This window comes from Duganella kummerowiae (assembly GCF_053572355.1).
On the sequence record NZ_JBKFEH010000009.1, the window covers coordinates 565138 to 588872 of the forward strand.

24 protein-coding genes and 1 pseudogene are annotated in these 23735 nt (G+C 65.3%); 10 read left to right on the forward strand and 15 right to left on the reverse strand.

The features are described from left to right. Positions 1–27: 27 nt before the first annotated feature. Positions 28–789, reverse strand: coding sequence for an SDR family NAD(P)-dependent oxidoreductase (locus tag ACLB1G_RS13515; protein WP_491627727.1), 762 nt, complete (start codon positions 787–789; stop codon positions 28–30). Between the two features lie 97 nt (positions 790–886). Here ACLB1G_RS13515 and pyrF point away from each other — a divergent pair, with 97 nt between their 5' ends. Continuing rightward, positions 887–1708: an orotidine-5'-phosphate decarboxylase gene (gene pyrF, locus ACLB1G_RS13520; protein ID WP_491627728.1), complete on the forward strand. Its 822-nt coding sequence runs from the start codon at positions 887–889 to the stop codon at positions 1706–1708. Positions 1709–1843: 135 nt separating this feature from the next. Here pyrF and sbcB read toward each other — a convergent pair whose 3' ends face one another. Further along, on the reverse strand, positions 1844–3289 hold the full coding sequence (sbcB, locus tag ACLB1G_RS13525) for an exodeoxyribonuclease I (RefSeq protein ID WP_491627729.1): 1446 nt from the start codon (positions 3287–3289) through the stop codon (positions 1844–1846). Between the two features lie 73 nt (positions 3290–3362). Between sbcB and ACLB1G_RS13530 the strand changes: the two genes are divergently transcribed. Beyond that, on the forward strand, positions 3363–3971 hold the full coding sequence (locus ACLB1G_RS13530) for a DUF5610 domain-containing protein (protein ID WP_491627730.1): 609 nt from the start codon (positions 3363–3365) through the stop codon (positions 3969–3971). Positions 3972–4002: 31 nt separating this feature from the next. Here the strand turns inward: ACLB1G_RS13530 and ACLB1G_RS13535 are convergent, their stop codons facing one another. Next, positions 4003–4986, reverse strand: coding sequence for a GGDEF domain-containing protein (locus ACLB1G_RS13535; RefSeq protein WP_491627731.1), 984 nt, complete (start codon positions 4984–4986; stop codon positions 4003–4005). Between the two features lie 158 nt (positions 4987–5144). On the opposite strand from ACLB1G_RS13535, the pseudogene ACLB1G_RS13540 reads away from it, so the two are divergent. Next, positions 5145–5513, forward strand: a pseudogene (locus tag ACLB1G_RS13540) (helical backbone metal receptor); the annotation flags it as partial. Positions 5514–5551: 38 nt separating this feature from the next. On the opposite strand, the gene ACLB1G_RS13545 reads toward ACLB1G_RS13540, so the two are convergent. The 4 genes from ACLB1G_RS13545 to ACLB1G_RS13560 form a co-directional block, all read right to left on the reverse strand. After that, positions 5552–5926 carry an HPF/RaiA family ribosome-associated protein gene (locus ACLB1G_RS13545; RefSeq protein WP_491627732.1) on the reverse strand — a complete coding sequence of 125 codons (375 nt, stop codon included), beginning with the start codon at positions 5924–5926 and terminating at the stop codon, positions 5552–5554. 86 nt (positions 5927–6012) lie between these two features. Next, entirely contained in the window at positions 6013–6690 is a 678-nt protein-coding gene (locus ACLB1G_RS13550) for a DUF1345 domain-containing protein (protein ID WP_491627733.1), read from the reverse strand. Further along, a complete protein-coding gene (locus tag ACLB1G_RS13555) occupies positions 6687–7934 on the reverse strand; it encodes an MFS transporter (protein ID WP_491627734.1) in 1248 nt (415 codons plus the stop codon). The genes ACLB1G_RS13550 and ACLB1G_RS13555 overlap by 4 nt, the downstream gene beginning before the upstream one ends. A gap of 58 nt (positions 7935–7992) precedes the next feature. Continuing rightward, positions 7993–9021: a CDP-6-deoxy-delta-3,4-glucoseen reductase gene (locus ACLB1G_RS13560; RefSeq protein WP_491627735.1), complete on the reverse strand. Its 1029-nt coding sequence runs from the start codon at positions 9019–9021 to the stop codon at positions 7993–7995. A gap of 13 nt (positions 9022–9034) precedes the next feature. Between ACLB1G_RS13560 and ACLB1G_RS13565 the strand changes: the two genes are divergently transcribed. After that, a complete protein-coding gene (locus ACLB1G_RS13565; protein WP_491627736.1) occupies positions 9035–9928 on the forward strand; it encodes an SDR family oxidoreductase in 894 nt (297 codons plus the stop codon). 425 nt (positions 9929–10353) lie between these two features. Continuing rightward, complete coding sequence (locus ACLB1G_RS13570; protein WP_491627737.1) at positions 10354–10596, forward strand: hypothetical protein; 243 nt, start codon at positions 10354–10356, stop codon at positions 10594–10596. A gap of 74 nt (positions 10597–10670) precedes the next feature. On the opposite strand, the gene ACLB1G_RS13575 is transcribed toward ACLB1G_RS13570, so the two are convergent. The 4 genes from ACLB1G_RS13575 to ACLB1G_RS13590 all read right to left on the reverse strand — a co-directional run bounded on the left by ACLB1G_RS13575 (position 10671) and on the right by ACLB1G_RS13590 (position 15649). Further along, on the reverse strand, positions 10671–10865 hold the full coding sequence (locus ACLB1G_RS13575) for a hypothetical protein (RefSeq protein WP_491627738.1): 195 nt from the start codon (positions 10863–10865) through the stop codon (positions 10671–10673). A gap of 87 nt (positions 10866–10952) precedes the next feature. Then, entirely contained in the window at positions 10953–11684 is a 732-nt protein-coding gene (locus ACLB1G_RS13580; protein ID WP_491627739.1) for a glycine-rich domain-containing protein, read from the reverse strand. Between the two features lie 194 nt (positions 11685–11878). Beyond that, positions 11879–13708 (reverse strand): CHASE domain-containing protein, encoded by a 1830-nt coding sequence (locus ACLB1G_RS13585; RefSeq protein ID WP_491627740.1) that lies wholly within the window; start codon positions 13706–13708, stop codon positions 11879–11881. 174 nt (positions 13709–13882) lie between these two features. Then, a complete protein-coding gene (locus tag ACLB1G_RS13590) occupies positions 13883–15649 on the reverse strand; it encodes a glutamine--tRNA ligase/YqeY domain fusion protein (RefSeq protein WP_491627741.1) in 1767 nt (588 codons plus the stop codon). Positions 15650–15813: 164 nt separating this feature from the next. Between ACLB1G_RS13590 and ACLB1G_RS13595 the strand changes: the two genes are divergently transcribed. From ACLB1G_RS13595 to ACLB1G_RS13610, 4 genes are read left to right on the forward strand one after another with little or no spacing between them, the layout of a single operon-like run. After that, complete coding sequence (locus tag ACLB1G_RS13595) at positions 15814–16107, forward strand: DnaJ domain-containing protein (protein WP_491627742.1); 294 nt, start codon at positions 15814–15816, stop codon at positions 16105–16107. 33 nt (positions 16108–16140) lie between these two features. Then, a complete protein-coding gene (locus ACLB1G_RS13600) occupies positions 16141–16641 on the forward strand; it encodes a hypothetical protein (RefSeq protein ID WP_491627743.1) in 501 nt (166 codons plus the stop codon). A 2-nt stretch (positions 16642–16643) separates the two neighbouring features. Next, positions 16644–17429 carry a hypothetical protein gene (locus ACLB1G_RS13605; RefSeq protein ID WP_491627744.1) on the forward strand — a complete coding sequence of 262 codons (786 nt, stop codon included), beginning with the start codon at positions 16644–16646 and terminating at the stop codon, positions 17427–17429. Between the two features lie 14 nt (positions 17430–17443). After that, positions 17444–18316 carry a hypothetical protein gene (locus ACLB1G_RS13610; protein WP_491627745.1) on the forward strand — a complete coding sequence of 291 codons (873 nt, stop codon included), beginning with the start codon at positions 17444–17446 and terminating at the stop codon, positions 18314–18316. Here the strand turns inward: ACLB1G_RS13610 and ACLB1G_RS13615 are convergent. Then, a complete protein-coding gene (locus ACLB1G_RS13615) occupies positions 18313–19251 on the reverse strand; it encodes a LysR family transcriptional regulator (protein ID WP_491627746.1) in 939 nt (312 codons plus the stop codon). The two genes, ACLB1G_RS13610 and ACLB1G_RS13615, sit on opposite strands and share 4 nt — an antisense overlap. 102 nt (positions 19252–19353) lie before the next feature. On the opposite strand from ACLB1G_RS13615, the gene ACLB1G_RS13620 reads away from it, so the two are divergent. Beyond that, positions 19354–20607: an MFS transporter gene (locus ACLB1G_RS13620; protein WP_491627747.1), complete on the forward strand. Its 1254-nt coding sequence runs from the start codon at positions 19354–19356 to the stop codon at positions 20605–20607. 275 nt (positions 20608–20882) lie between these two features. On the opposite strand, the gene ACLB1G_RS13625 is transcribed toward ACLB1G_RS13620, so the two are convergent. From ACLB1G_RS13625 to ACLB1G_RS13635, 3 genes are all read right to left on the reverse strand, one after another. Beyond that, positions 20883–21362 carry a hypothetical protein gene (locus ACLB1G_RS13625; protein WP_491627748.1) on the reverse strand — a complete coding sequence of 160 codons (480 nt, stop codon included), beginning with the start codon at positions 21360–21362 and terminating at the stop codon, positions 20883–20885. 31 nt (positions 21363–21393) lie between these two features. Continuing rightward, positions 21394–21630: an ornithine carbamoyltransferase gene (locus tag ACLB1G_RS13630; protein WP_491627749.1), complete on the reverse strand. Its 237-nt coding sequence runs from the start codon at positions 21628–21630 to the stop codon at positions 21394–21396. A gap of 20 nt (positions 21631–21650) precedes the next feature. After that, on the reverse strand, positions 21651–23735 hold a 2085-nt coding region (locus ACLB1G_RS13635), incomplete at its 5' end, for a peptidase domain-containing ABC transporter (RefSeq protein WP_491627750.1).

A 23735-nucleotide genomic window follows, 5' to 3' on the forward strand; every position in this document is an offset into this window, starting at 1 on the left:
GTCATCATCCTGAACTATAACTACACTTTATTCGACGGCCACGGTGTAGTTGAGCGCCATGCGGCCGCCGTCCACGTACAGGGTCTGTCCGGTCATGTAGCTGGCGTCGGCGCTGGCCAGGAAGACCGCGATGGAAGCCACTTCTTCAGGCTCGCCGCAGCGCCCCATGGGAGTGCGCGACAATATCGTGTGGCGCGCCTCCGGGCTGGCCATCACGGCCTGCCTGGCCAGCTCGGTCAGGATGGTGCCGGGGCCGATGCCATTCACGCGCACGCCGTGGCGCACCAGGTTCAGGGCCATGACCTTGGTCAGCTGGTTGATGGCGCCCTTGGACACCACATAGGGCACCTGGTTGGGGATGGCCAGTTCCGCGTTCACGCTGGACATGTTGATGATGGAGCCGCTGCCCTGTTTGACCATGTGGCGCGCCACCGCCTGGCCGCACAGGAACATGGACTTCAGGTTGATGCGCAGCACGCGGTCGAAATCCTCCTCGGCCAGGTCGAGGAAGTCGGCGGCGTGGGTCACGCCGGCGTTGTTGACCAGGATGTCGATGCGGCCGTAGGCGGCGATGGTGGCGGCCACCATGGCGTCCACGTCGGCTTTCTGGCTGACGTCGGCGGCGAAGAAGCGGGCCTCGCCGCCCAGCTCGCGCGCGGCCTGCTCGCCCTCAGGCTTGATGTCGACCAGCATGACGCGGGCGCCCTCGGCCGCCAGGCGGCGCGCGCAGGCCAGGCCTATGCCCTGGGTGGCGCCGGTGACGATGGCTACTTGATTCGACAGTTTCATGGAATGCTTTCTGTTGGAGTGGAGACCCGGCAAATTTTAACAGCGGCTCCGGGGCGCGCTACAATAGCGGGTTTGCAATCACAGCCGGGAGCGCGCCATGACATTTATCGAGAAACTGAATGCTGCCTGGAGCGGCAACGAGTCCCTGCTGTGCGTGGGCCTGGATCCGGACGTGGAACGCCTGCCGGCCCAGTTCCGCAATGACCCGCAAGGCATCTACCACTTCTGCCGCGAGATCATCGACGCCACCGCCGACCTGGCCTGCTCCTTCAAGCCGCAGATCGCCTATTTCGCGGCGCTGGGCGCCGAGGACCAGCTGGAACGCATCTGCGCCTACGCGCGCGAGCACTACCCGCACCTGCCGCTGATCCTGGACGCCAAGCGCGGCGACATCGGCGCCACCGCGCGCCAGTATGCGCGCGAAGCCTACGAGCGCTATGGCGCCGACGCCGTCACCGTCAATCCCTACATGGGTTTCGATTCCGTCGAGCCCTACGTGGAGTGGGCCGAACGCGGCGTGATCATCCTGTGCCGCACCTCCAACGCGGGCGGTTCCGACCTGCAGTTCCTGGACGTGAACGGCCAGCCCCTGTACCAGCATGTGGCGCGCCTGGTGGCGGAAAAATGGAACAAGAGCGGCCAGTGCGCGCTGGTGGTGGGCGCCACCTTCCCGCAGGAGCTGGCCCAGGTGCGCGCCATTGTCGGCGACATGCCGCTGCTGGTGCCCGGCATCGGCGCCCAGGGCGGCGATATCGAAGCCACCGTCAAGGCTGGCCGCAGCGCCAACGGCGCCGGCATGATGATCAATTCCTCGCGCGCCATCCTGTACGCGGCGCCGCAGGCGGGCGAGGACTTCGCCGCCGCCGCGCGCCGCGTGGCCCAGGAAACGCGCGACGCCATCAACGCCCACCGCGCCTGAGTTCCTGGCCTGGAAGCTCGGCATGGATTGCCGCGTACGCGGCAATGATGTGTGGCCGGCGCGGGGCATGAGGAGCATCCCGGTCCGGCAGGTGGATAATGCGCGTCACTGCCGCCGGCAGTCCATGCTGCCTCGCTAGTACTGCGCCGGCGCCACGATCTCGATGTACTCGGCCAGCGCGGCCAGGATGGTCTCGCCGCGCTCGTCGGCGCTTGCCTGCAGTTCATCGAGCTCGCCGAACAGCTGGTCCACCGTGCGGGCCCCGCCTTCGCCCTCGTACAGTCGGGCGGCGCGGTGCTGTTCCCAGTGTTCGTGCTCGGCTTCGCTCAAGGTGTCGGGGAAGTTGCGCGCGCGGTAGCGGAACAGCAGCTCGCCCAGGCGGCCATCGCTGAAGGCCGGCGAGGCCGCCGCTAGCCGCGCGGGACTTTCGCGCCGCAGCTGATCCAGCAGGCGGCGGTCCTCCTTGCCGACAAAACCGTTGTACAAATCCTCATCCACGTCCAGCGGTTCGCCCGGCGGGCGGTAGAACACCTGTTCCCACAGCGCCGACAGGTCGGGCCCGGCCGCAATGACGGCCGCGTGCGCGCGGCCCTGTTCCAGGTCCAGTCCCCAGCGCGCCGCCATGGCGGGCGTCAGCGTCTTCAGGTTGGCCACCAGCATGGGCGACTTGTTGATGTGGATGCTCTTGATGGGCAGGCGGGTCATGCCTTCCGGCAGCGCGTCGCTGCGGGTGAACATACGGGTGCGCACCGTGTCCGGGTCCAGCGCATACAGCTCGCTGGGATCGTGGGCGCAATCCCATACCAGCACCTCGTTCTTGTTGGTCGGATGCATGCCCAGCGGGAACACCAGGCCCAGGCAGCCGCGCTCCACCGGAAACATGCCGGTCACGTGCAGGAAGGGCGCGCGCAGGGCCGGCGCCAAATGCATGCCGATCTCGTCCGCCACGCGGTCCTTCTTGTGCAGGGCGAAGCAGAAATCGAACAGGCGCGGCTGCTTGTAGCGTATCAGCCGCGCCAGCGCGATGGTGGCGCGCACGTCCGACAGCGCGTCGTGCGCGGCCTCGTGCAGCAGGCCGTTGGCGCGCGCAAGGTCTTCCAGCCTGAAGCTGGGCCGTCCGTCCGGGTGCTGCGGCCACTCTATCCCTTCCGGACGCAGGGCGTAGGTCATGCGCACCACGTCCAGCAAGTCCCAGCGCCCGCACTGGTTCTGCCATTCGCGGGCATAGGGGTCGATCAGGTTGCGCCAGAACAGAAAGCGGGTCACCTCGTCGTCGAAGCGGATGGTGTTGTAGCCCACGCCGATAGTGCCGGGCTGGGAGAAAGCTTGTTCGATGGTGGCCGCGAACTGGTGCTCGGGCACGCCCCATTCCAGGCATTGCTGCGGGGTGATGCCGGTAATCAGGCAGGATTGTGGATCCGGCAAGTAATCATTGGCCGGCTGGCAGTACAGCATGATGGGATCGCCTATCTCGTTCAGCTCGGCATCGGTGCGGATGGCGGCGAACTGGGCCGGGCGGTCGCTGCGCGGCCGCGCGCCGAAAGTCTCATAGTCGTGCCAGAGGAAAGTCTGTGTGCTCATAGGGTGCTACAGTTTTTTTGGAAAGTGCCGATAATGGGGCGAAGTACACAGTATGCCGGAACAGGAGGGCAACATGGCAAATCCCGTCAGCGCCACCAATTCATCTTCCGCCCGCGCGGCCGACCTTGCCGCCAACAGCGCCGCCAGGGCGGACGGCGCCCAGGACAGCGCCCCGGTCTCGGCCACCGCCAAGGCCAAGGCCCAGTTCAACGCCGCCATCGTACAATCCTCGCTGTCGGTCTCCATCAACTCCGGCAACGAACCGATGTCGGTGCTGCTGAAGACGGCATTGAACGGCATCAACGAAGCGCTCAAGGCCGACTTCGGCGAGGACGCCATCCAGAACGCCATGTCCCAGGACAATACGCCGGAGGGCACGGCCGGCCGCATCGTGTCCCTGTCCACCGCCTTCCTGGGCGCCTACAAGCAGCAGAATCCCGGCATGGAAGATGGCGAGGCGCTCAACAGTTTCATGGCCACCATCAAGAAAGGCGTGGAGCAGGGCTTCAAGGAGGCGCGCGAGGTGCTGCAGGGCCTCGGTGTGCTCAATGGCGATATCGCCAGCAATATCGACAAGACCTACGACCTGGTGCAGCAAGGCTTTGCCGATTTCACCAGCGCCCAGCAGGACCAGATCAAGCAGGCGGCCGGCGCCGGCCCAGGCCAGGCCAAGGCGGCTTAGGCAGCAGAACCGGCATGGGCGCGCCGCCTTTCTATGCCGCCAGCTCCTGCCGCGCCACCCGGTTACGCCCGCTTTCCTTGGCGCGGTACAGGGCCGCGTCAGCCGCCGCGATCAAGGCGTGCTCGTCCTGGTCCGGCTGCAGCGCGGCCACCCCGAACGAGGCCGTGATGTGCGGCAGCGGCAGCCGCATGTCGGCAAACACCAGGGCTTGGCGCATACGCTCGCACAGGCGCTCGGCCACCGCCACCGCCACCGTGTCCGGCGTATCTGGCAGCAGCACCATCATTTCCTCGCCGCCGTAGCGCACCGCGAAATCCGTCGGCCGCAGCGCCCCGCTCAGCACCTGGGCGGCGGTGCGCAGGGCCTGGTCGCCTGCCAGGTGGCCGTGGCTGTCGTTGAAGCGCTTGAAGTGGTCCAGGTCCAGCATGATCAGCGATAGCGGGGCCTGGGTGCCGTGCGCGGTGGTCACCATGGAGGGCAGCAGGTCGTTGAGCCAGGCCCGGTTGTACAGGCCGGTAAGGCCATCCACCATGGACAGCTGACGGTAGAATTCACCGAGCTTCTGGCGCCGCCGCAGCTGGGCGTTGGCGGCGCGGATACGGAATGACAGCAGGCGCAGCAGGTTACGGGCCAGGACGTCCGATTCATCGATCAGCCGCCACACCAGCTCGGCCTCGATCACCAGCAGCTCGGACGGCGCCAGCGCCGTGATCGAGGACAGGTTCGCTTCCTCGTCCAGCACCGACTGCTCGCCCACGCTTTCGCCCGGCAGCACCTTGCTGACGGTGCCGTCGGACATGCCGGTGCGGGTGTCGGTGGCCACCGACAGGGCGCCGCTGAGCAGGATGTACAGGCGCGCGCGGCTCGATTCCTCCACCGACTGGCCAGTGTCCAGCCAGACCACGGGGCAGGGCGCCAGCAGGCGCGCGATGGGCGCGTCGTCGGCGCCGTCGCGCAGCAGCTGCAGGTCGCCGACCTGGTAGCGCGAGGCGCCGAAGGTGCTGATTTGTTTCAAGTTCGTCTTCCTGGTTCCGAAACCTTGGGCCATCATAGCGCAAAGGCGGCGCGGCGCGCGATCCGGCCGCTTGTAAATTTTCAGCAAGGACTTGTAAATTTGATGAAACTCACCGACGCCCTGGGCGCCGTACACGCGTCCGCGCCGCAGGCCCGCATGCGGCGCTGCGCGCGCAGCCCAAAGGGCCGCCGCAGCGGGTGCTGTACTGCATCTGGCAAGACCCGTGGATGACGGTGTCGCGCGACACCTATATCGCGGCCATGCTGGAGGAAATCGGCTGGCAGGTGCCCGCGCTGGGCGCGCAGCGCTATCCGCGCTTCGCCTGGTCGGAGGAACTGGTGCGTGGGCTGGACCTGGTGCTGCTGTCCACCGAGCGATACCGCTTCACGCAGGCGCACGCCGACGCGCTGGAAGCGCTGACGGGCAAGCCGGTGCTGCTGGTCGATGGGGAGATGCTGTCCTGGTATGGCAGCCGCGCGGTAAAGGGCTTGCAGTACTTGCGCCAGCTGGCGCAAGACGCTGCCTGATGATGCATGCGCGGCCGGCGGCCGCGCGGGGGAGGGTGTTATGCGCCGTCGGTATCTGCGACATCGGCCACCACCTCGGCGGTGGGCACGGCGTGGCGCTTGGCGTCGTGCAGCTTGCCCAGCACGCTGTCCACCGAGCGTTTCAGCTTGTCGGCGGCGCCGCCGATGGCCTGGTGCAGGGTGGCGGCATGGTCGCTCACGGCGATCGGCTGCTGGCCCGTGACGCGCGCTTCCATCAGCACGCGGTTGTCGCCGTCGGCGGATTTTTGACCCAGGTTGTCGCTCAGGTGGACTTCGACGCGGGTGATCTGCTCGCCGAAGCGGTGCAGGGCGTTGTTCACTACAGTCTCTACATGCTGGTCCAGGCCGGCATGGCGTTCGATGGTTTTGTCTGCATTGATGTTGATCTGCATAAGGTGCTCCTGGTTGTTGACTGCAAGTCCATCTTACTCCTTCCAGCCTTAAGCACCAGTTAAATACTTCACTCTGGAGCATGCCCTCAGTTATTGACCAGGGAAGCGGCAATATTGATCGACAGCCCCAGCACGGCCAGGTTGAAGAAAAAACTCAGCACCGATTGCGCCAGCACCGCACGGCGCACCTGGCGCGAGCGCACCGCGACATCCGAAGTCTGGGCCGCCACCGCGATGGTGAACGAGAAGTACAGAAAGTCCCAGTAATCGGGCTGCACGTCCTGGTCGGGGAATGCCAGCGGCGGCTGCCCGCCTTCATCGTTGTAGTACGCATGGCCGTAGTGCACGCAGAACAGGGTGCCGAGCAGGAACCAGGAGCCGGCCAGGGTCGCCACCACGATCACGTAGTGGCCGGCGCGCTGCTCCAGCCCCATGTCCTTGAGCGCCGACAGCTGCGACACGATGGCCGCCAGGCTGGCCAGCGCCGCCACGCTGAGGGTGGCCAGGATCACGCCGGAGCGCTCGTCCTGGCGCGCCGCGATGCGCTGCACATCCTCGTGATCGGCGCGCCACATCATGTAGCCCATGGTGAGCAGGTACAGCCACACCCCGCTGTCCCAGCACACCAGCAGGCGGGTGACCCAGTCCCAGTGATCCGGCAGCAGCGGCGCCAGCGCCGCGCCCAGCACGAAAGCCAGGCTCAGGTGCGGACGGGCGTGGACGAAGCGTGACAGCGGCAACTTCGGCAACCTGGGCAGCTTCATGCTGCTTGCTCCTTGTCTGCATGCGGGAAGCGGTCCATGCGCGACAGGGCCGGGAACAGCACGGCCCAGGCGCCCACCACGCCCAGCGTGGCGGCGCCGCCGAACACCACGGCCCGCACCAGTCCCAGCCAGCCCGCCGTGATGCCGGACTCGAACTCGCCCAATTCATTCGAGGCCCCGATGAACACCGAGTTGACGGCGCTGACCCTGCCGCGGATTTCATCCGGCGTCTCGTACTGTACCAGCAGGTGGCGCACGAACACGCTGATCATGTCGCCCGCGCCCATCAGCACCAGCGCCGCCAGCGCCACCACGATGTTCCCGCACGATCCCAGCACGATGGTGGCTATGCCGTATACCGCCACTCCGCCCAGCATCCAGGCCCCGACCCGGCGCGTGATCGGCCTGAAGGCCAGCAGCACCGAGCACACCGCCGCGCCCACCCCGGGCGCGGTCCGCAGCAAGCCCAGCCCGGTGGGACCGGCGTGCAGCACGTCGTGCGCCAGCGCCGGCAGCAGGGCGGTGGCGCCGCCGAACAGCACCGCGAACAGGTCCAGCGACATGGCGCCCAGCACGATGGGGCGCGACCACACGAAGCGCAGGCCCTCGAACACGGTGTGCCAGCTGACCGGCTCCTTGCGCGTGATCTGCGGCACGCGGCTGGTCAGCCACATGGCGCACACGGCCACCAGCAGCATCGAGGAGGAAACCGTATATACCGTGGTCGGCCCGGCCAGGTACAGCAGGCCGCCCAGCACCGGCCCCAGGATCACGGCCACGTGCTGGGCCGAGGAGCTGAGCGCCACCGCCTGGGTGAAACTGTGGGCCGGCACCAGGTTGACCAGGATGGCCTGGGTGGCCGGTCCCATGAAGGCGCGCGCGCTGCCGTACAGCACCAGCACCGCGAAGATGGGCCACACCACCTGCAGTCCCGCCAGCGCGAACGCCAGCAGGGCCAGGCCGCACAGCAGCTGCGCCGTCATGGTCAGCGCGATGATGTTGCGGCGGTTGTAGCGGTCGGCCGTGTGGCCGGCGATCAGGATCAGGGCCAGGAAGGGGGCGAACTGGGCCAGGCCGATCAGGCCCAGGTCGAACAGGTTGCGCGTCATGGCGTACACCTGCCAGCCGACCGCCACGTTCTGCATCTGGACGGCGATGGTGCCCAGGGTGCGGGCCGACAGGTAGAAGGCGAAATTGCGGTGCTGCAGGACGGCAAAGCCGTTGGACGTGGCGGTGGCGGGCATGAAAGCTTTCGGGGCGCGGAACCGGGGGGATTCCGCGCCCCCGGCCCGCGCGGGTGGATCAGGGCTGGTGGAGGTCGGCTTCGGTGGTGAAGGCGTCGGCGTAGAATTCCTCGTCCGGCAGGCCGCAGCGGGCGGTGAAATCGCGCTTGGCCGATTCCACCACGATGGGCGCGCCGCAGGCGTACACCTGGTGGCCGGACAGGTCGGGCAGGTCGTCCATCACGGCCTGGTGCACGAAGCCGGTGCGGCCCTGCCACTGGTCCTCGGGCAGCGCGGCCGACACCACCGGCACGTACCTGAAGTTGGGCAGTTCGCTTTCCCACTGGCGGCACAAGGCGTCCATGTACAGGTCCTGCGGGCGGCGTCCGCCCCAGTACAGCGTCATCGGGCGCGTGGACTGCTGCGCCTTGAGGTGCTCGACGATGGCCTTGATGGGCGCGAAGCCGGTGCCGGAGGCCAGCAGCACCATGGGCTTGTCGCTGTCGTCGCGCACGAAGAAGGTGCCCAGCGGGCCTTCGAAGCGCAGGATGTCGCGTTCCTTCATGGTGGTGAACACCTGGTCGGTGAACAGGCCGCCCGGCAGGTGGCGGATGTGCAGCGACAGCGGCTGGCCGCTGTCCGGCGCGGTGGCCATGCTGTAGCTGCGGCGCTTGCCATCGCGCAGCATGAATTCGATGTACTGACCCGCGCGGTATTTCAGGCTCTCGTTGGCGGGCAGCTGCAGGGTCAGCACCACCACGTCGGGCGCGACTTTTTCGATGCTGCTGACGCGGGTCGGCATCTTGCGCACCGGATATTCGTCGCTGCCGGCCACCTCGCGCGCCTCGATCACCAGGTCGCTGTGCGGCGTGGCGCAGCAGAACAGGGCCTGGCCGGCCGCTTCCTCGTCCTTGCTCAGGGCCCGTTCCTGGTGCGACTTGTGGGTCACGGAACCGCTGAGCACCTTGCCCTTGCAGGAACTGCAGGCGCCGTTCTTGCAGCCGTAGGGCAGGCCGACGCCGGCCCGCATGGCGGCCGCCAGCACGGTTTCGTCTTCGTCGCAGCTGAACTGGCGCCCGCTGGGCTGTACAGTGATGTGAAACGTCATACAATCCTTGAATATGAAAAAAACCAAGCACACCGCAGGCTTGCCGCGCCTGCTGATACTGGGCTGCGGCGACGTCGGCATGCGCCTGCTGCCCTTGCTGGCAGGGCGCTACCGCATCTTTGCCGTCACCAGCCGGCCGGAGCGGCGCGCCGAATTGCGCGCCGCCGGCGCCGTGCCCATCGTGGCCGACCTCGATCAGCAATCCACCCTGGGCCGCCTGGCCGGACTGGCGCACACCGTGGTGCACCTGGCGCCGCCGCAGCCGGAAGGCGCGCTGGACCGCCGCACCCGCCATCTGAGCGCCATTTTACCTGAGCGGGCGCGTCTGGTTTATGTCAGCACCAGCGGGGTGTATGGCGATTGCGGCGGGGCCTGGATAGATGAAAGCCGGCCGGCCGCACCGCGCAACGCGCGCGCCCTGCGCCGCGCCGACGCCGAGCGTGTGCTGCGGGCCTGGGCCGTGCGCCGCGGCGGCCACCTGTCCATCCTGCGCGTGCCCGGCATTTATGCTGCCGACCGCCTGCCGCTGGAACGGCTGCGCCGCGCCACCCCGGCCCTGCGCCCCGAGGACGATGTCTACACCAACCATATCCACGCCGACGACCTGGCGGCCGCGATTGCGCGCGCCCTGGTGCGGGGCCGCCCGCAGCGGGTCTACAACGCGGTGGACGACAGCGAAATGCGCATGGCCGAGTATTTCGACGCCGTGGCCGACGCCCATGGCATGGCGCGCCCGCCACGCCTGCCGCGCGCCGAGCTGGAACGGGTGGTGACGCCGGCCCTGCTGTCCTTCATGTCGGAATCACGCCGCCTGCGCAACCGCCGCCTGAAGGAGGAATTGGGCCTGCGCCTGCGCTATCCCACCGTGGCTGTGGCGTTATCCCAACTGACATGTAAATCCATGTAAAGAAAATCGCGCGTTTTTTGCCCCTGGCGCGACTTATGTGTCAAAGTTACAAGATAGTTTCCTCTCCCAGGCAGGCTGCGGCCTGCTCATCCCCAGTGCCCTCGCGCCATAGACGTCATGCTGGCGGTCGAGTGGTGTGTGCGTGCGGCAATACCTCTTGACACAGCTCCTTTACAAAAATTTATACCATTTCTAGCAAGGAAGTAGTTGCTAGCACAAAAAAACGAGTTAGAATCTCACACAATCTCACAGAAACCGCTGCTGAGTTAGCTATTCCTTAACCTTAGCGTGTATCATTCGGCCCGAGCGCAGGAAACGCCGCATGGATGCTGGCGTCTTCCCGAGCACACCCATGACACAGCGCCATAATTTTTATACCAAGTGTTGTTTTTTAGCACAAAACATCCATAACTTATCGATCTATCATGTCGTCTCTCAAAGAAATCACTGCCTCCCCCACCTACAATCCCAACCGCGTGTTGGATGCCATCATTGAGAAGCTGCAACTGAAAAACGATGCGGCCCTGTCGCGCGCCCTGGAAGTGGCGCCGCCGGTCATCAGCAAGATCCGCCACAACACCCTGCCGATCGGCGCCACCATCCTGATCCGCATGCACGAGATCAGCGACTTCAGCATCCGCGAACTGCGCGAGATGATGGCTGCCTGAGGCCAAGCTCAGGGCAATAAAACGACAACGGCGCGAACTGGTTCGCGCCGTTGTCGTTTGTGCACGCTGCCAGGTCAGGCCGTGGTGCTGATGGTGGTGCCGATGCGTTCGCCGCGGTCGTTGACCGAGGATGGCGTGGCTTGCACCTGCTGCACGGGCGCTGGCGGCGGCTCGGGGCGCCTGGCTTCCTGGGTGGCTTCGGCCTGGCGTACCGACGTGGCCTGGGGCACGGCGGAGTTGGCGCTGGAGGTGACGGAATTGATGGCCATGATGTGCTCCTCAATGTGGTCCATGCCCAGTATGCCACCGTTTTGCCCGCTTGCGCGCGCCATGCGCCGCCGCGTGGCGCGCCAGCCTCAGTTGGCGGCCAGGCGCGGGCGCTCGCTGTAGAAGCCCGATAGCCGGGCCTGGGCGATGGCGGCCGCCGCCTGCACCGCGGCCGCCGCGCCCGGGCTGCCGGAATAGGCGGTCTGGGCTGTCACGCCGGGGCTGCCGGAGTAGGCGGTCTGGGCCTTGCCAGGGCTGCCCGAATACGCCACCTTGCCGGGGCTGCCGGAATAGGCTACCAGCCCCGGGCTGCCCGAGTAGGCGGCCTGCGCCGTGATGCCGGGGCTGCCGGAGTAGGCAGTCTTGCCCGGACTGCCCGAGTAGGCCAGCGCGGCCCCCACCGCACCCGGGCTGCCGGAGTAGGCGCTGGCGGCGCCGGGCGCGCGATAGGGCTCCTGGAAGGTTTGCTCGTACAGCTCCTGCATGCGCAGGCCCACGCGCTGGTGGGCCGCCTCGTCATCCCCGCCGCGCAGGCCGATGTAGGGGAAGTGGTGCAGGAAGTAGCCGAACACGGCTTCGCAATCGGCCGCGTACTTCATGGTGTCCAGGATGTGGTAGTGCCAGAAGGTGTCCACGTCCATCAGCGGGGCGGTCTGCTCGGTGGGGAACTCGTGCATCAGGTAGAGGAAGCGGCGGTATTCGGATTCCACCGCGTTGGCATGTTCCAGGGTCCATCCTTCTCCGGACTCCTGGTGCATCAGCTTGACCTTGATCGGCTCCAGGTCGAGGGCGGCAATGGCTTGCATGGCGTGGGCGTTCATGGCGATCTCCTTTGCTGTTGGGGGGTACATCTGGGTTGAAAAAGAACAAGCTCAATGGATTCTGGATTTGCAAGGGGCAGCGATACTTGATTTTTATCAATCTTCATTCCGGAAATTTTCAGTGCCCTGGATCTCCCTCTGGCGGTGCGCAACGCTAGCGTCACGCTAGTGTTGCGCACGTGCCGAAACGTGTTTCAAGCCGGGTCGTGCATGGCCTGCCAGTCGGCCTGGATGTCCGCATGCGACAGCACGGACGGCCGCTGCAGCGGGACCGACACCGACACCACCGTGCCGGCGTTCGGGGTGCCGGTGATGGAGCACACCCCGCCCAGCAGGCTGATGCGCTCTGCCATGCCGACCAGGCCGAACGAGCCTTTCTTGTTGCGCGCGCTGTCGCGCAGGCCGATGCCGTTGTCGCTGATGGTCATGCACACCTTGCCGCCGTGCTGGCCCAGCTCGACCCGCACCATGCTGGCGCGCGCATGCTGGAGTATGTTGCTCAGCGACTCCTGCAGCACCCGGAACAGGGCGATGGCGCAGTGTTCGTCGACCCGGATATCCTGCTCGTGCCCGGCCAGCTCGCAGGCGATGCCCGAGCGCTGGCGGAACTGGGCGATCTGCCATTCCACCGCCGCGCCCAGGCCCAGGTCCAGCACGGTGGGGCGCAGGTCGTTGATGATGGCGCGCACGCTGCGGATGGTGCTGTCGATCTGGGCCAGGTTGGCGCAGGCGCGCGCATGCAGGCGCGGGTGGCGGTGGCGGGTGCGGGTGGCCAGCAGGTCGGCCTCGATGCGCAGCACCAGCAGGTTCTGGCCCAGGTCGTCGTGGATTTCGCGGGCGATGCGCTTGCGCTCCTGTTCCTTGATCTGGTCGGCGTGGGCCGCCAGGCGGCGCAGCTTGTGGTGCGACAGCTGCAGCTTGGCCTGGCTGTCGCGCAGTTCCTTGGTCATGGCCTTGGCCATCTTGATGGCGCGCAGGCGCGACGAGGACAGCGAGTGGAACAGCAGGTAGAACAGCAGGGTGGCAACGAATCCGGCCAGCATGGCCAGCCAGGGCAGGTAGTCGTCGAAGCGGCTGGTCCATTCATCCTTGCCGGCGCTGAAGCGGGCCCGCCATTGGCGGCCGTTGAAGTCCAGCGGCAGCACCGCGACGAACTGCGCGGCCGGCCGGGCCGGACTGGACGCGCGCCCGCCGGCGCTGTCGAATAGCAGGCGTTCGCCGCCGCCGGGTTCACCGGGCACGCCGCTGTCGTACAGGGTCAGGCGCACGTTATGGGTGGGCATCTGTTCCAGCGCGCCGTCGATCAGGCGCGGCACGGAAAAGCCGATGCCGACGGAACCCAGGTAGGCGGCGCGGCGCTGCGCCACATCGTGCAGCGGCGCGTCCCTGCGGTAGACCGGCAGGCGCATGGCCAGCCCGGCCCCGTGCAGGATATCGATCGGCAGGCCGGAGGTGGCCACGCCGCCGCTGTCGCGTGCCTGCGCCGTGACCCTGGCCACGTGCGGGCGGGCCGCGATGTCCAGCCCGATGCGGTCGCGGAATGGCGCCAGCGGTTCGATCAGGGTGATGACGGCGTACTCGGCGCGCCGCCCGGGCGGGAAAATGTGGAAGCCGGCATGGCCGTCGCGGTGCGGCTCCGCGCTGTCGCGCGCGGCCCGTTCGAACGCATCGCGCTCGGCTTCCGTCACGTGTTCGGCATAATTGATGTTATCCAGGGCGGGGAAGTGCTCGGCCAGCGCCAGGCCTTGCACATAGCGGTGGAAGGAAGCGCGGCTGACGCCGTCGCTGGCCTGGAAGAAGCTGGCAGCGCCGCGCAGTACGTCGGTATAGGCATTGATGCGCGATGCTATGCTGTATTGCACATTTTGCGCCTGCTGTTCGAAGCGGTCGCGCGCATCGTGCTCGACCGATTGCACCGTCGCCACGTATAGCACTCCGCCCACGCCCAGTGACAGCAGCACGCCGGCCCACAAGGCCAGCTGGGGCCGCGACTGCAGCAACTTGTGCACCAGCGGGACGGCCATGGCGTGCCTTGTCAAGAAGTTAAGTTGTGTTTTTTTGAATATAAAAACCTTATCGATTTAAGTCAAGAAAATTTGCATATTTGATACTCTGTTCAGGACGAATTGTGCGTTTGCAGCAAGCCCGCGCACAAAAAAGCCGGCCACGGGGCCGGCTTGGTGCGGGATGCGCAGGGCTTACTTGGCGACCCAGCTATCCTTGAGCGTGACGATGCGGTTGAACAACGGCTTGCCGGGCTGGCTGTCGACCCGGTCGGCCACGAAATAGCCGTGGCGCTCGAACTGGAAGCGCTGGTCGGGCGCGGCGGCGGCCATGCCAGGCTCCAGGTAGGCGGTCACCACTTCCTTGGCGTTGGGATTCAGGGCGGCCATGAAGTCCTTGCCGCCGGCGTCAGGGTGCGGATCGCTGAACAGGCGGTCGTACAGGCGCACCTCGGCCTGCAGCGCGGTAGCGGCCGAGACCCAGTGGATGTTGCCCTTGACCTTGTAGTTGTCCGAGCCCGGCGTGCCCGACTTGGAATCGGGGAAGTAGTTGACGTGCACCGCCACCACCTTGCCGTTTTCGTCCTTGTCGAAGCCGGTGCACTCGGTCACGTAGCCGTGGCGCAGGCGCACCCGGCTGCCGGGCTTGCCGTCGGCCGGCGGGTAGTAGCGGAAATAGCCCTTGCTGGGCACTTCCATGAAATCTTCTTCCTCTATCCACAGCTCGCGCGTGATGGGGAAAGTGCGCACGCCCATTTCCGGGTGGTGCGGGTGGACTGGCGAAGTGCAGTCCTCGCTCTGGCCTTCCGGATAATTGTCGATGATGAGCTTGAGGGGGCGCAGTACGGCGGTGGCGCGCGGCGCCTTCGGGTCCAGGTCTTCGCGCACGCAGCCTTCCAGGGTGCTCATGTCGATCCAGCCGTCGGCCTTGGTCACGCCGATGCGCTCGCAGAACAGGTGGATCGCTTCCGGCGTGTAGCCGCGCCGGCGCAGGCCGACGATGGTGGGCATGCGCGGGTCGTCCCAGCCGTCCACGATCTTTTCTTCCACCAGCTGGCGCAGCTTGCGCTTGGAGGTCACCACATAAGTCAGGTTCAGGCGCGAGAATTCGTACTGGCGCGGTACCGGCATCTGGAAGAAGCCGCCCTTGGACAGGGTCTCCAGCAGCCAATCGTAGAACGGCCGGTGGTCCTGGAATTCCAGGGTGCAGATCGAGTGGGTGATGTTTTCCAGCGCGTCCGAGATCGGGTGCGTGTAGTCGTACATCGGGTAGATGCACCAGGCGTCGCCGGTGCGCACGTGGTGCGCGTGGCGGATGCGGTAGATGGCCGGATCGCGCATGTTCATGTTGGGCGAGGACATGGCGTCCTCGCTGATTTTTGCGCGCAGGATGTGCTCGCCGTCGGCGTATTTGCCGGCGCGCATGTCGCGGAACAGCTGCAGCGATTCCTCGCGCGGACGGTCGCGGAACGGCGAATTCTTGCCGGGGGTATTGAAGTTGCCGCGGTTGGCCGCCATCTCCTCGGCCGACTGGCTGTCCACGTAGGCATAACCTTGCTGGATCAGGTATTCAGCCATCTGGTACAGCTGCTCGAAATAGTCCGAGGCGTAGTGCAGGTGATGCTCGACGCCGCCGTCCGCCTTGGGATAGTCGTAGTCGAAGCCCAGCCACTTGACGCTGTCGATGATGGTGTCGACGTATTCCTGCTCTTCCTTGGCCGGGTTGGTGTCATCGAAGCGCAGGTTGCAGCGGCCGCCGTAGTCGCGCGCCAGGCCGAAGTTCAGGCAGATCGACTTGGCGTGGCCCACGTGCAAATAGCCGTTGGGCTCGGGCGGGAAGCGGGTAATGACGCTGGGCAAGCCGGCGCGGGTGTGGGTGCCGGCCGCCAGGTCGGACTCCACGATGGCGCGCAGGAAGTTGGAAGGCGGGACAGGCGCGGTGCTGTTTTTGTCGTTGCTCATCTGTAAGTTGTTTGGGCAAAAATCGAGTAAAGGGCATTTTACCGTATCCCCTGGGGGAAATGCCGCAGTGCGGCAGGATGATGGGCCGAAACTCGGCGATCGCCGCCGTTCTATAGGATAATTCGTCTTTGAACGTTTAAATTTCAGGGCTAAGAGTTTCCATTATGGAAAATTATTACAATGTGCTCGGTGTCGCGCCCAATGCCTCGGACGAGGAAATCAAGAAGGTTTACCGCTCGCTGGCCATGCGCTACCACCCGGACCGCAACCAGGAGCCGGGCGCCGACGCCCGCTTCAAGGCCATAGCCAAGGCCTACGAGGTGCTGTCGGACCCGGCCAGGCGCGAGGAATACAACCAGAGCCTCAACCACCGCATCGTGATCGATGCGCAAGCCGAGGCTTACCAGCTGTGGCGCGGCATCTTCAACCTGCACGGCACCGTGCTGCCGGCCGAATAAGGCCGGCGCAACGTTATAACGGAAAGACACACAATGAGAAAAGTACACCCTGAATTCGCCTACCAGTCGCGCGAGCTGGAGGGCCAGATCGAGGGTATCCTGGGCGATCCCCCGGACCACAAGAACTATAAACGCATGATAGACGCCCTGGTGTCCGAGTACGCCAGCGGCGGCGGCATCGAGGATGTCAACATGCTGGCCTTCGCCCTGGTGGACCACATCGAATTCAACGATCCCAAGGGCCTGCTGGCCGAGGCCGAGGATTACGAGTTCGGCGACCCGGCGCGCGTGTTCGCCATGGCCTCCTGCAAGGGCGAGGCGCCGGCCCGCATGTACGAGGCGCTGCAGGACAGCCACCCGGAACTGGCGCGCCAGGCCATCATCACCGCCTTCCTGTTCAAGAACCCGCGCAAGTGGGATGACGACGACCAGTCGCTGGAACAGCTATCTGCCAACGACGACGGCGACGACGTGCACGATGAGGATGGCGTGGCCGATGACTTCGCCCAGATGTTCGATCAGGATGGAGAATAAGCATGGCGGACGATAAGCAAACCAGCAATCTGCCCGCGCTGAGCAAGCAGGTCACCGAACTGGTGCTGGCTGGCTCGCTGGGCCATGCCGAGCAGGCCTTTGCCGAAGCCGCCGACCAGTATGGCGACCTGGCCGTGGTCGAGGTTCTCAACAATATTCCGCCGCAGGTGACGGCGCTGCACATGGCCGGCTTCGACGGCGGCAAGATGTCGCTGGCGACCCTGCTGGTGCCGCCCAAGGCCTGGGCCGACAGCCTGGCCTTCTACGCCGCCACCTGGTCCGACGACCAGATCGAGGACGACCCGGAGCGCATCGCCGAGGCCCTGTTCTCGCACGTGCACGGCGTGGTGTACGCCAACGACGACGAGGAGCGCCAGAACGAGCTGCTGGCCGCTGCTTCCGCCACCGACCATGGCGCCACCATCTTCGCCATTTTGTTCTCCATGGCGCCCAAGGAAATCCTGGAGGTGGCCGGCGAGGTCATTTCCAAGGGGCCCTACCTGACCGGCCAGACCTCCTCCGATAACGACGTGGTGCCGCTTGCCATCTCGCTGGTGAAGGCCTCCGAGGATGGCTGGGACCGCGCCCTGTTCGAGCTGTTCCCGGAATTCCGCCACAGCGCCGACCTGGCCGATGCCGAGTACAACGACGATCCCGACGAGGAACCGTCCATCCTGCAGCGCTCCACCAAGGAACTGCTGTACCGCCTGCGCAAGCAAGTGCCGTCCACCCGTGGCGCGGGCCGCGCCGGCGCCCGCCGCAGCATGGGCACCAATATCTTCTCGTGATCGGTGGTGCACACATGCTGCCAGCATTAATCGTAGAAAACCTGCCGCGCCTGACCCGCGCCATCAAGCAATTCCGCTACACGCCGGATGATGACGCGGCCGTGGGCCTGGCCGACGAGCTGTCCGGCGTCACCGCCATGGTGGCGCAGAAGTTCACCAACGACCGCACCGCCGAGGGCATACAGCGCGCGCTGCAGCTGACGGTGGGCTGCGTGTCGCTGGGCCTGGATAACGCCCTGGCCGACGACAGCGACATCGCCGGCCTGGACTTCCTGATCGAGCATGGCGCCGAGGTGGCTTTCCAGCACGGCTTCCGCATGATCAAGGACTTGTCGGCGCTGCCCGAGGACGCCCTGGTCGGCGAGTACGACACCGACCCGGTGTACGCCCAGCGCCGCCTGCGCGACCTGTTCTTCGACATTTGCGCCACCGATCCCAACCAGAACTGGGACGGCACGGCGCGCTATGCGACCCAGCTGCGCCAGCGCCAGGAAGTGCAGGCCATCGTGCGCCTGGCCGGCTGGCTGCGCCGCCACAACAGCGAAGGACCGGTGCAGGATGCCGACCTGAACGCGGAAGGCGTGATTGCTCTGGCCATCATCTTCGCCATCGAAGGGGGCGGGCGCATCGTCGCGCGCACCGGACAAAAGGAGTTCGAACGCTTCGTCAAGGCGGTGCGCAAGAACAAGCCCGACTTCGAGCAGGGCTGGGCCGAACTGGTGGCCAAGGTGCCGGTGCAGCACCACCCGGTGCTGCTGGACCGCATCGCCAGCTACCGCGACAATTGCACCGTGATCCAGCACATCCCCGGCCGCACGGCCATGAAGACCTTGTTTGCCGAGCTGGAGAATTATGCCGGCTTTGAACTCGAAGCCGACTACAACTAGGCTGCGCCAGGACGGCCCCGGCCGCCCTGGCGCAGCCTCTGGTTGCCGTGCGCCGCTTCCAGGGCCAGCGCGACAAAGCCTTGCGCCAGCGGCGAGCCATCGTCGCGCCGGCGCACCATCAGCAGTGAGCTGACCGCTTCCGGATCGTCCAGCGGGCGGTAGCTCACGCCTTCCATCTGGATGATGCAGAACGAATCCGGCAGCACCGACATGCCGCAGCCGGCCGCCACCAGGCCGATGATGGTGGCGGCCTCGTTGGCTTCCATGGCGATGGTGGGCAAAAAGCCCGCCTGCTTGCACAGGCGGAAGATCATGGGATGGATGCCGGTGCCCACGGTTTCCGGATACATCACCAGCGGCTGGTCCTTCAAATCGTCTATCGCGATGCTGCGCTTTTGTGTCAGCGGATGGCCGGCCGGCAGCACCAGCACCAGCGGATCGTGACGCAGCGCCGTCATGGCCAGCTCGTCCGGCACCGGCATTTCCGGCGGCCGCACCAGCGCCAGGTCCAGCTCGCGGGCGGCAATGGCGGCGATGCCGCGCTGGGTCGATACTTCCTTCAAGGTCAGGGTGACGCCCGGATAGCGCTGGCGGTAGCGGTTGACGACGGTGGCAAACAGCGGTGTCAGCGGGGTGGAGAAGGTGAAGCCCACGCGCAGCTCGCCGGCCTCGCCGCGCTGCACCCGGCGCGCCGTCTGCACCGCCTGTTCGGACAGGGCCAGCACCCGGCGCGCATCGTCCAGGAACAGTTTTCCCGCCTCCGTCAGGCGCACCCAGCGCTTGCTGCGCTCCAGTAGCCGGGCGCCGACTTCGCTTTCCAGCATCTGGATCTGGTGGCTCAGCGGCGGCTGGCCGATGTGCAGGCGCGCGGCGGCCCTGGTGAAACTCAGTTCCTCGGCAACGGCGATGAAATAACGTAAATGGCGCAGTTCCATTATCTTTTTAAAGTATAAGAAACGGCTTAAATATATATTGGACAGTAATACTGTGCAATCCTAAGATGGAGACATCGTTTGTTTGCCCAGGATTGCTTGCCCATGTCCTCCCTTGCCATAGCGCTGAACGCCGCTCCCGCAGACGCTGTACCGCCGGCCCGCATTGCCGCCGGTACCGCCCTGTTCAAGCGCACCAACCGCGCGCTGTTCTTCGGCGGCTTTTCCTGCTTCGCCCTGCTGTACTGCGTGCAGCCGCTGATGCCGGTGCTGTCGCATCATTTCGCGCTGAGCGCGGCGCAAAGCAGCATGGTGCTGTCCAGCGCGACGGCGGCGCTGGCCTGGTCGTTGCTGCTGTCGAGCGCACTGTCCGAGCGGCTGGGCCGCAAGCCGATGATGGTGTGCGCCATGATGGGCGCAGCCGTGCTGACCCTGATGTGCGCTTTCGCCCAGAGCTACGGGCAGTTGGTGGCGCTGCGCACCGTGCTGGGCGTGGTGCTGGGTGGTATGCCGGCGATCGCCATGGCTTACCTGAGCGAGGAAGTCGAGCCGACCTCGCTGGGACTGTCCATGGGCCTGTACATCAGCGGCAGCGCGTTTGGCGGCATGGCGGGGCGGGTGCTCAGTTCTGTGCTGAGCGATGTCTTTTCCTGGCGGGTGGCGCTGGCGGCCATGGGCGTGGCCGGTTTGCTGTCGGGCTGGGAATTCTGGCGCAGCCTGCCGGCCTCGCGCCACTTCAAGCCCACGACGGGCGGCTGGCGTGCGCTGCCGGGCGGCCTCAGGCTGCACCTGCGCGATTCCGGCCTGCCGTGGCTGTTCGCGCTGGCCTTCCTGGTGATGGGCAGCTTCGTCAGTTACTACAACTACATCGCCTACCGCCTGCTGGGCGCCCCATTCCACCTCAACCAGAGCGTGGTGGGCGCCGTGTCCTTCCTGTATTTGTTGGGCATCTACAGCTCGGTGTGGGCGGGGCGTCTGGCCGACCGCCTGGGACGCCGCAAGGTGCTGTGGATGCTGGGCCTGATCATGCCGGCCGGGTTGCTGCTGGGCGCCTTCGATTATTTGCTGCTAATCGTGGCGGGAACGGCGCTGTACACCTTCGGCTTCTTCGCGGTGCACTCGGTGGCCAGCAGCTGGGTGGGCCGGCGCGCCACCCAGTCCAAGGCGCTGGCCTCGGCGCTGTACCTGTTTTTCTACTACATGGGCTCCAGCGTGATCGGCTCGGCCACCGGCGTGATGTGGGGCCGTGGCGGCTGGCAGGGCGTGGCGGAAGTATTGGGTCTGAGCCTGGTGCTGGCGCTGCTGATCGCCGTCCGCCTGCGCAGTCTGCAGCCGCTGGGGCAGGCGGAGGCGCGCTGACGGCGACGGGCGCGCACTCTGTTAACGCAGCGCCCGCCGGGAATGGTCAAACCCTGCCGACCGGACCCGGCACATCGATACCTTTGACCGGAGCGGCGAACCACGACACGCAAGTCGCCCGGCCATCTGGCCCAATCACCCACTGCGATCCAGGTATCACCAGGCCACCACCGCACACGATGTCCATTTCAACGCTATTTAGCTTTTCCATTTTTGCTCCTTCATCATAAGTGTCTCTCCTAAAGCGCTTGGCTTGGTACGGCCATGTCACTCCCTCATTTGGCGGCTAATTCACGCAACATCATGCCGCGCAGGATGCGAAGTATGAATACCGGTCCGGTGATAGCCAGTCCCATTTCCGATTTTTGCACCTGCACGACATTCTCGCGCCAGCGCAGCAATCGCGGCAGACGTGGGACATAAATGCCGCACGCTTGCGGCTGTGGATGGTAGCCTTGCTTCTGCAAATAAGTACGAAGGCGTCCCTCCGCCCAATCCATGGCTTCGTGGTTGTCGATGTCGATGCGCCAGTGAGCCGGTAGCACTGCAGCAAGAAAGGCTGACGAGCCTACTACAGCACCCAGCAAACACGGTAGCCAGGGCACTGGTTGATCGATTCCAACAAATAACTTTAATAGCCCCGCACCGATGAGCAAACATGCTGCGTAGCTAAGGCCTTGCGACCACGACTGCACCGGCAGCAACCACCGCATCGGTCCGCCCAGCGATACGACCTCTAACACGCGTACGGCCATATCGCGCTTTCACCGTGGGAAGCCAGCTGCTTCATTTGGAGTTTTGGCGGTAAAAGGCGTAGTAGGCAATAAGGCCGCCTGCCGCCGCACCTATCACCGCGCCGGCAGGCCCTAGCCATGAGCCAGCTTCCAGCCCGAGTGCCAGCCCCTCGCCGAACGCAGCTCCCGCACCAGCCATCGCCCGCGTCAACGCAGCGCTCCCAGCCGCGTCTGCAGCACTGATACCGCCCGCTATGGCGGCGAACTCCATTGTTTCTAGTTCTTGCATGATTAACTCCTCGGTAAAAATCAGTCATTTCTCTTTCCCATCAATGAGCCATTCAGTGGCGGTGGAGATTGGCGATCATCAAATCCCATATTGATCATGACCACTCGCTGGGCGACGCGTATGGAATCAGGCCTATGCGCGACCAGTATCCGGGTTAGCGGTAGCTGGGCGATGGCACGGTTGACGTCGGATTCCCGTTCCACATCAAGGTGGCTGGTGGCTTCATCGAGCACCAGGAGTTGTGGCGACGCATACAGCGCCCGCGCCAGCAGGATGCGCTGCTTCTGGCCGCCCGAGAGCGAATTGCCCATGTCCCCCACCAGGGTTGCGTACCCCATGGGCATGCGCGTTATATCGTCGTGGACCGAGGCCAAGGCAGCGCATGCTTGTATGCGGGCCGGATCCGTACCGGGATCGAAGAAGCTGATGTTGTCGCCGATGCTGCCCGCGAACAGCTGGTCGTCCTGCATGACCGTGCCGATCATGTCCCGATAGCGCCGGTAGCCCAATTGTTCCAGCGGGACACCGCCTATCCGTATCTCGCCGCTGGTCGGACGAAGCAGGCCCAGCAACAGTTTGATCATGGTGGACTTGCCGCACCCAGACGGCCCAGCCAAGGCCACGCATTCCCCGGCATGTACCTGGAAGCTGACGTTGTGCAGGACCCACGGCTCGTTGTCCGCATAGCGGAAGCTGACACGGTCGACTTCGATACTCAGCTCATGCACAGAATGGTTCTGAGAATGGTGGGTCTGGTCCTCCGCGACCGCCAGCGCCACATCCGCCACCCTTTCCAGGTGCAGCGCGAGCATGCGGAATTCCACGTAGCGGTCGACCAGTGCGCTGGCACGCCGTATCAGTACGGTTTTATAGGAAATGAATGCGAACAGCATGCCGACCGACAGCGAGCCATCCATGACCGCCCTGGCGCCCAACCACACTACCAGGACGTTCTCCACACCGAATATCAAGGTGTTGCCGGCCTGCTGGAGCAATCCCAGTGCTTGCGCCCGAACTGCCGCGTTGGTACTGGCAACCAGCATGTTTTGCCAAGCTGAGCGCCGCAGCAATTCCCGGTTGAACAGTTTGATGCTTTGTATACCGCGTACGGATTCCAAAAAATGGCTGCTTTGCTGCGCCCCGCGTTCGATATGTTCCTGGCTCGCCCGTTGCAGCGGACCATAGAGGCACAACCGGAGCAGGGCGTACAGCACGCACGCGGCGACTGCCACGGACGCCAGGGCCGGGCTATACAACAGCATCATGGCAAGCATCGTGAGGGCCATGACGCCGTCCAGGCCGGCTTCAAGGAAGCTGCCGGTCAGCGCCCGCTGTATCGCGTTCAGGGATTCGAAGCGGGATGCGATATCACCCAGGTGGCGGCGCTCGAAATAGGCCATCGGCAGCGCCATCAGGTGCCGGAACAAATTCCTCATCATCTGCAAATTGACGTGGGTGCCAAGGTACAGCACCATCCACGAACGCAGTGCGCCGAATCCGGCCTGTATCAGCGCCAGCATCAGGAAGCCGAGGGCCAGCACCGTCACCAGATCGCGGTCCATGGCCACCAGCGCCTGATCGACCACCAGCTGCATGTACAGCGGCGTAACCACGGCCGCCAGTTCCAGCACCAGTGCCAGCAGCAGGATTTCGGCAACACTGCCACGCCAGCCGGCCAGGTGTCCGACCAGTTGTCCCAGTTTTACTACCCGCCGCTCCCGCATCGGCTTGAATTCCGCCGCCGGTGCCAGTTCCAGCGCCACCCCGGTGAAGTGGCGGGATAATTCGGCCACCTTCATGCGGTGTTCGCCGCGCGCCGGATCGTGCAGCACGGCGATATCGCCGCGCAGGGCTTTCAGCACAACGAAATGATTGAAGTCCCAGTGCAGCACGCACGGGAGGGCAAGCTTGCCAATGTGGTCCAGATTCAGCTTGAGCGCGCGCGTATCGAGTTTCAGCGCCGCTGCCGCCGCCACCAGGTCGGACAGGCGTGCACCCTTCAGCGACAGCGGAAAGCGCTGGCGCATGCTATTCATGTCCAGCTCGTGGCCGTGGTAGCTTGCAATCATCGCGAGGCAGGCCAGGCCGCATTCGGCAGCTTCATC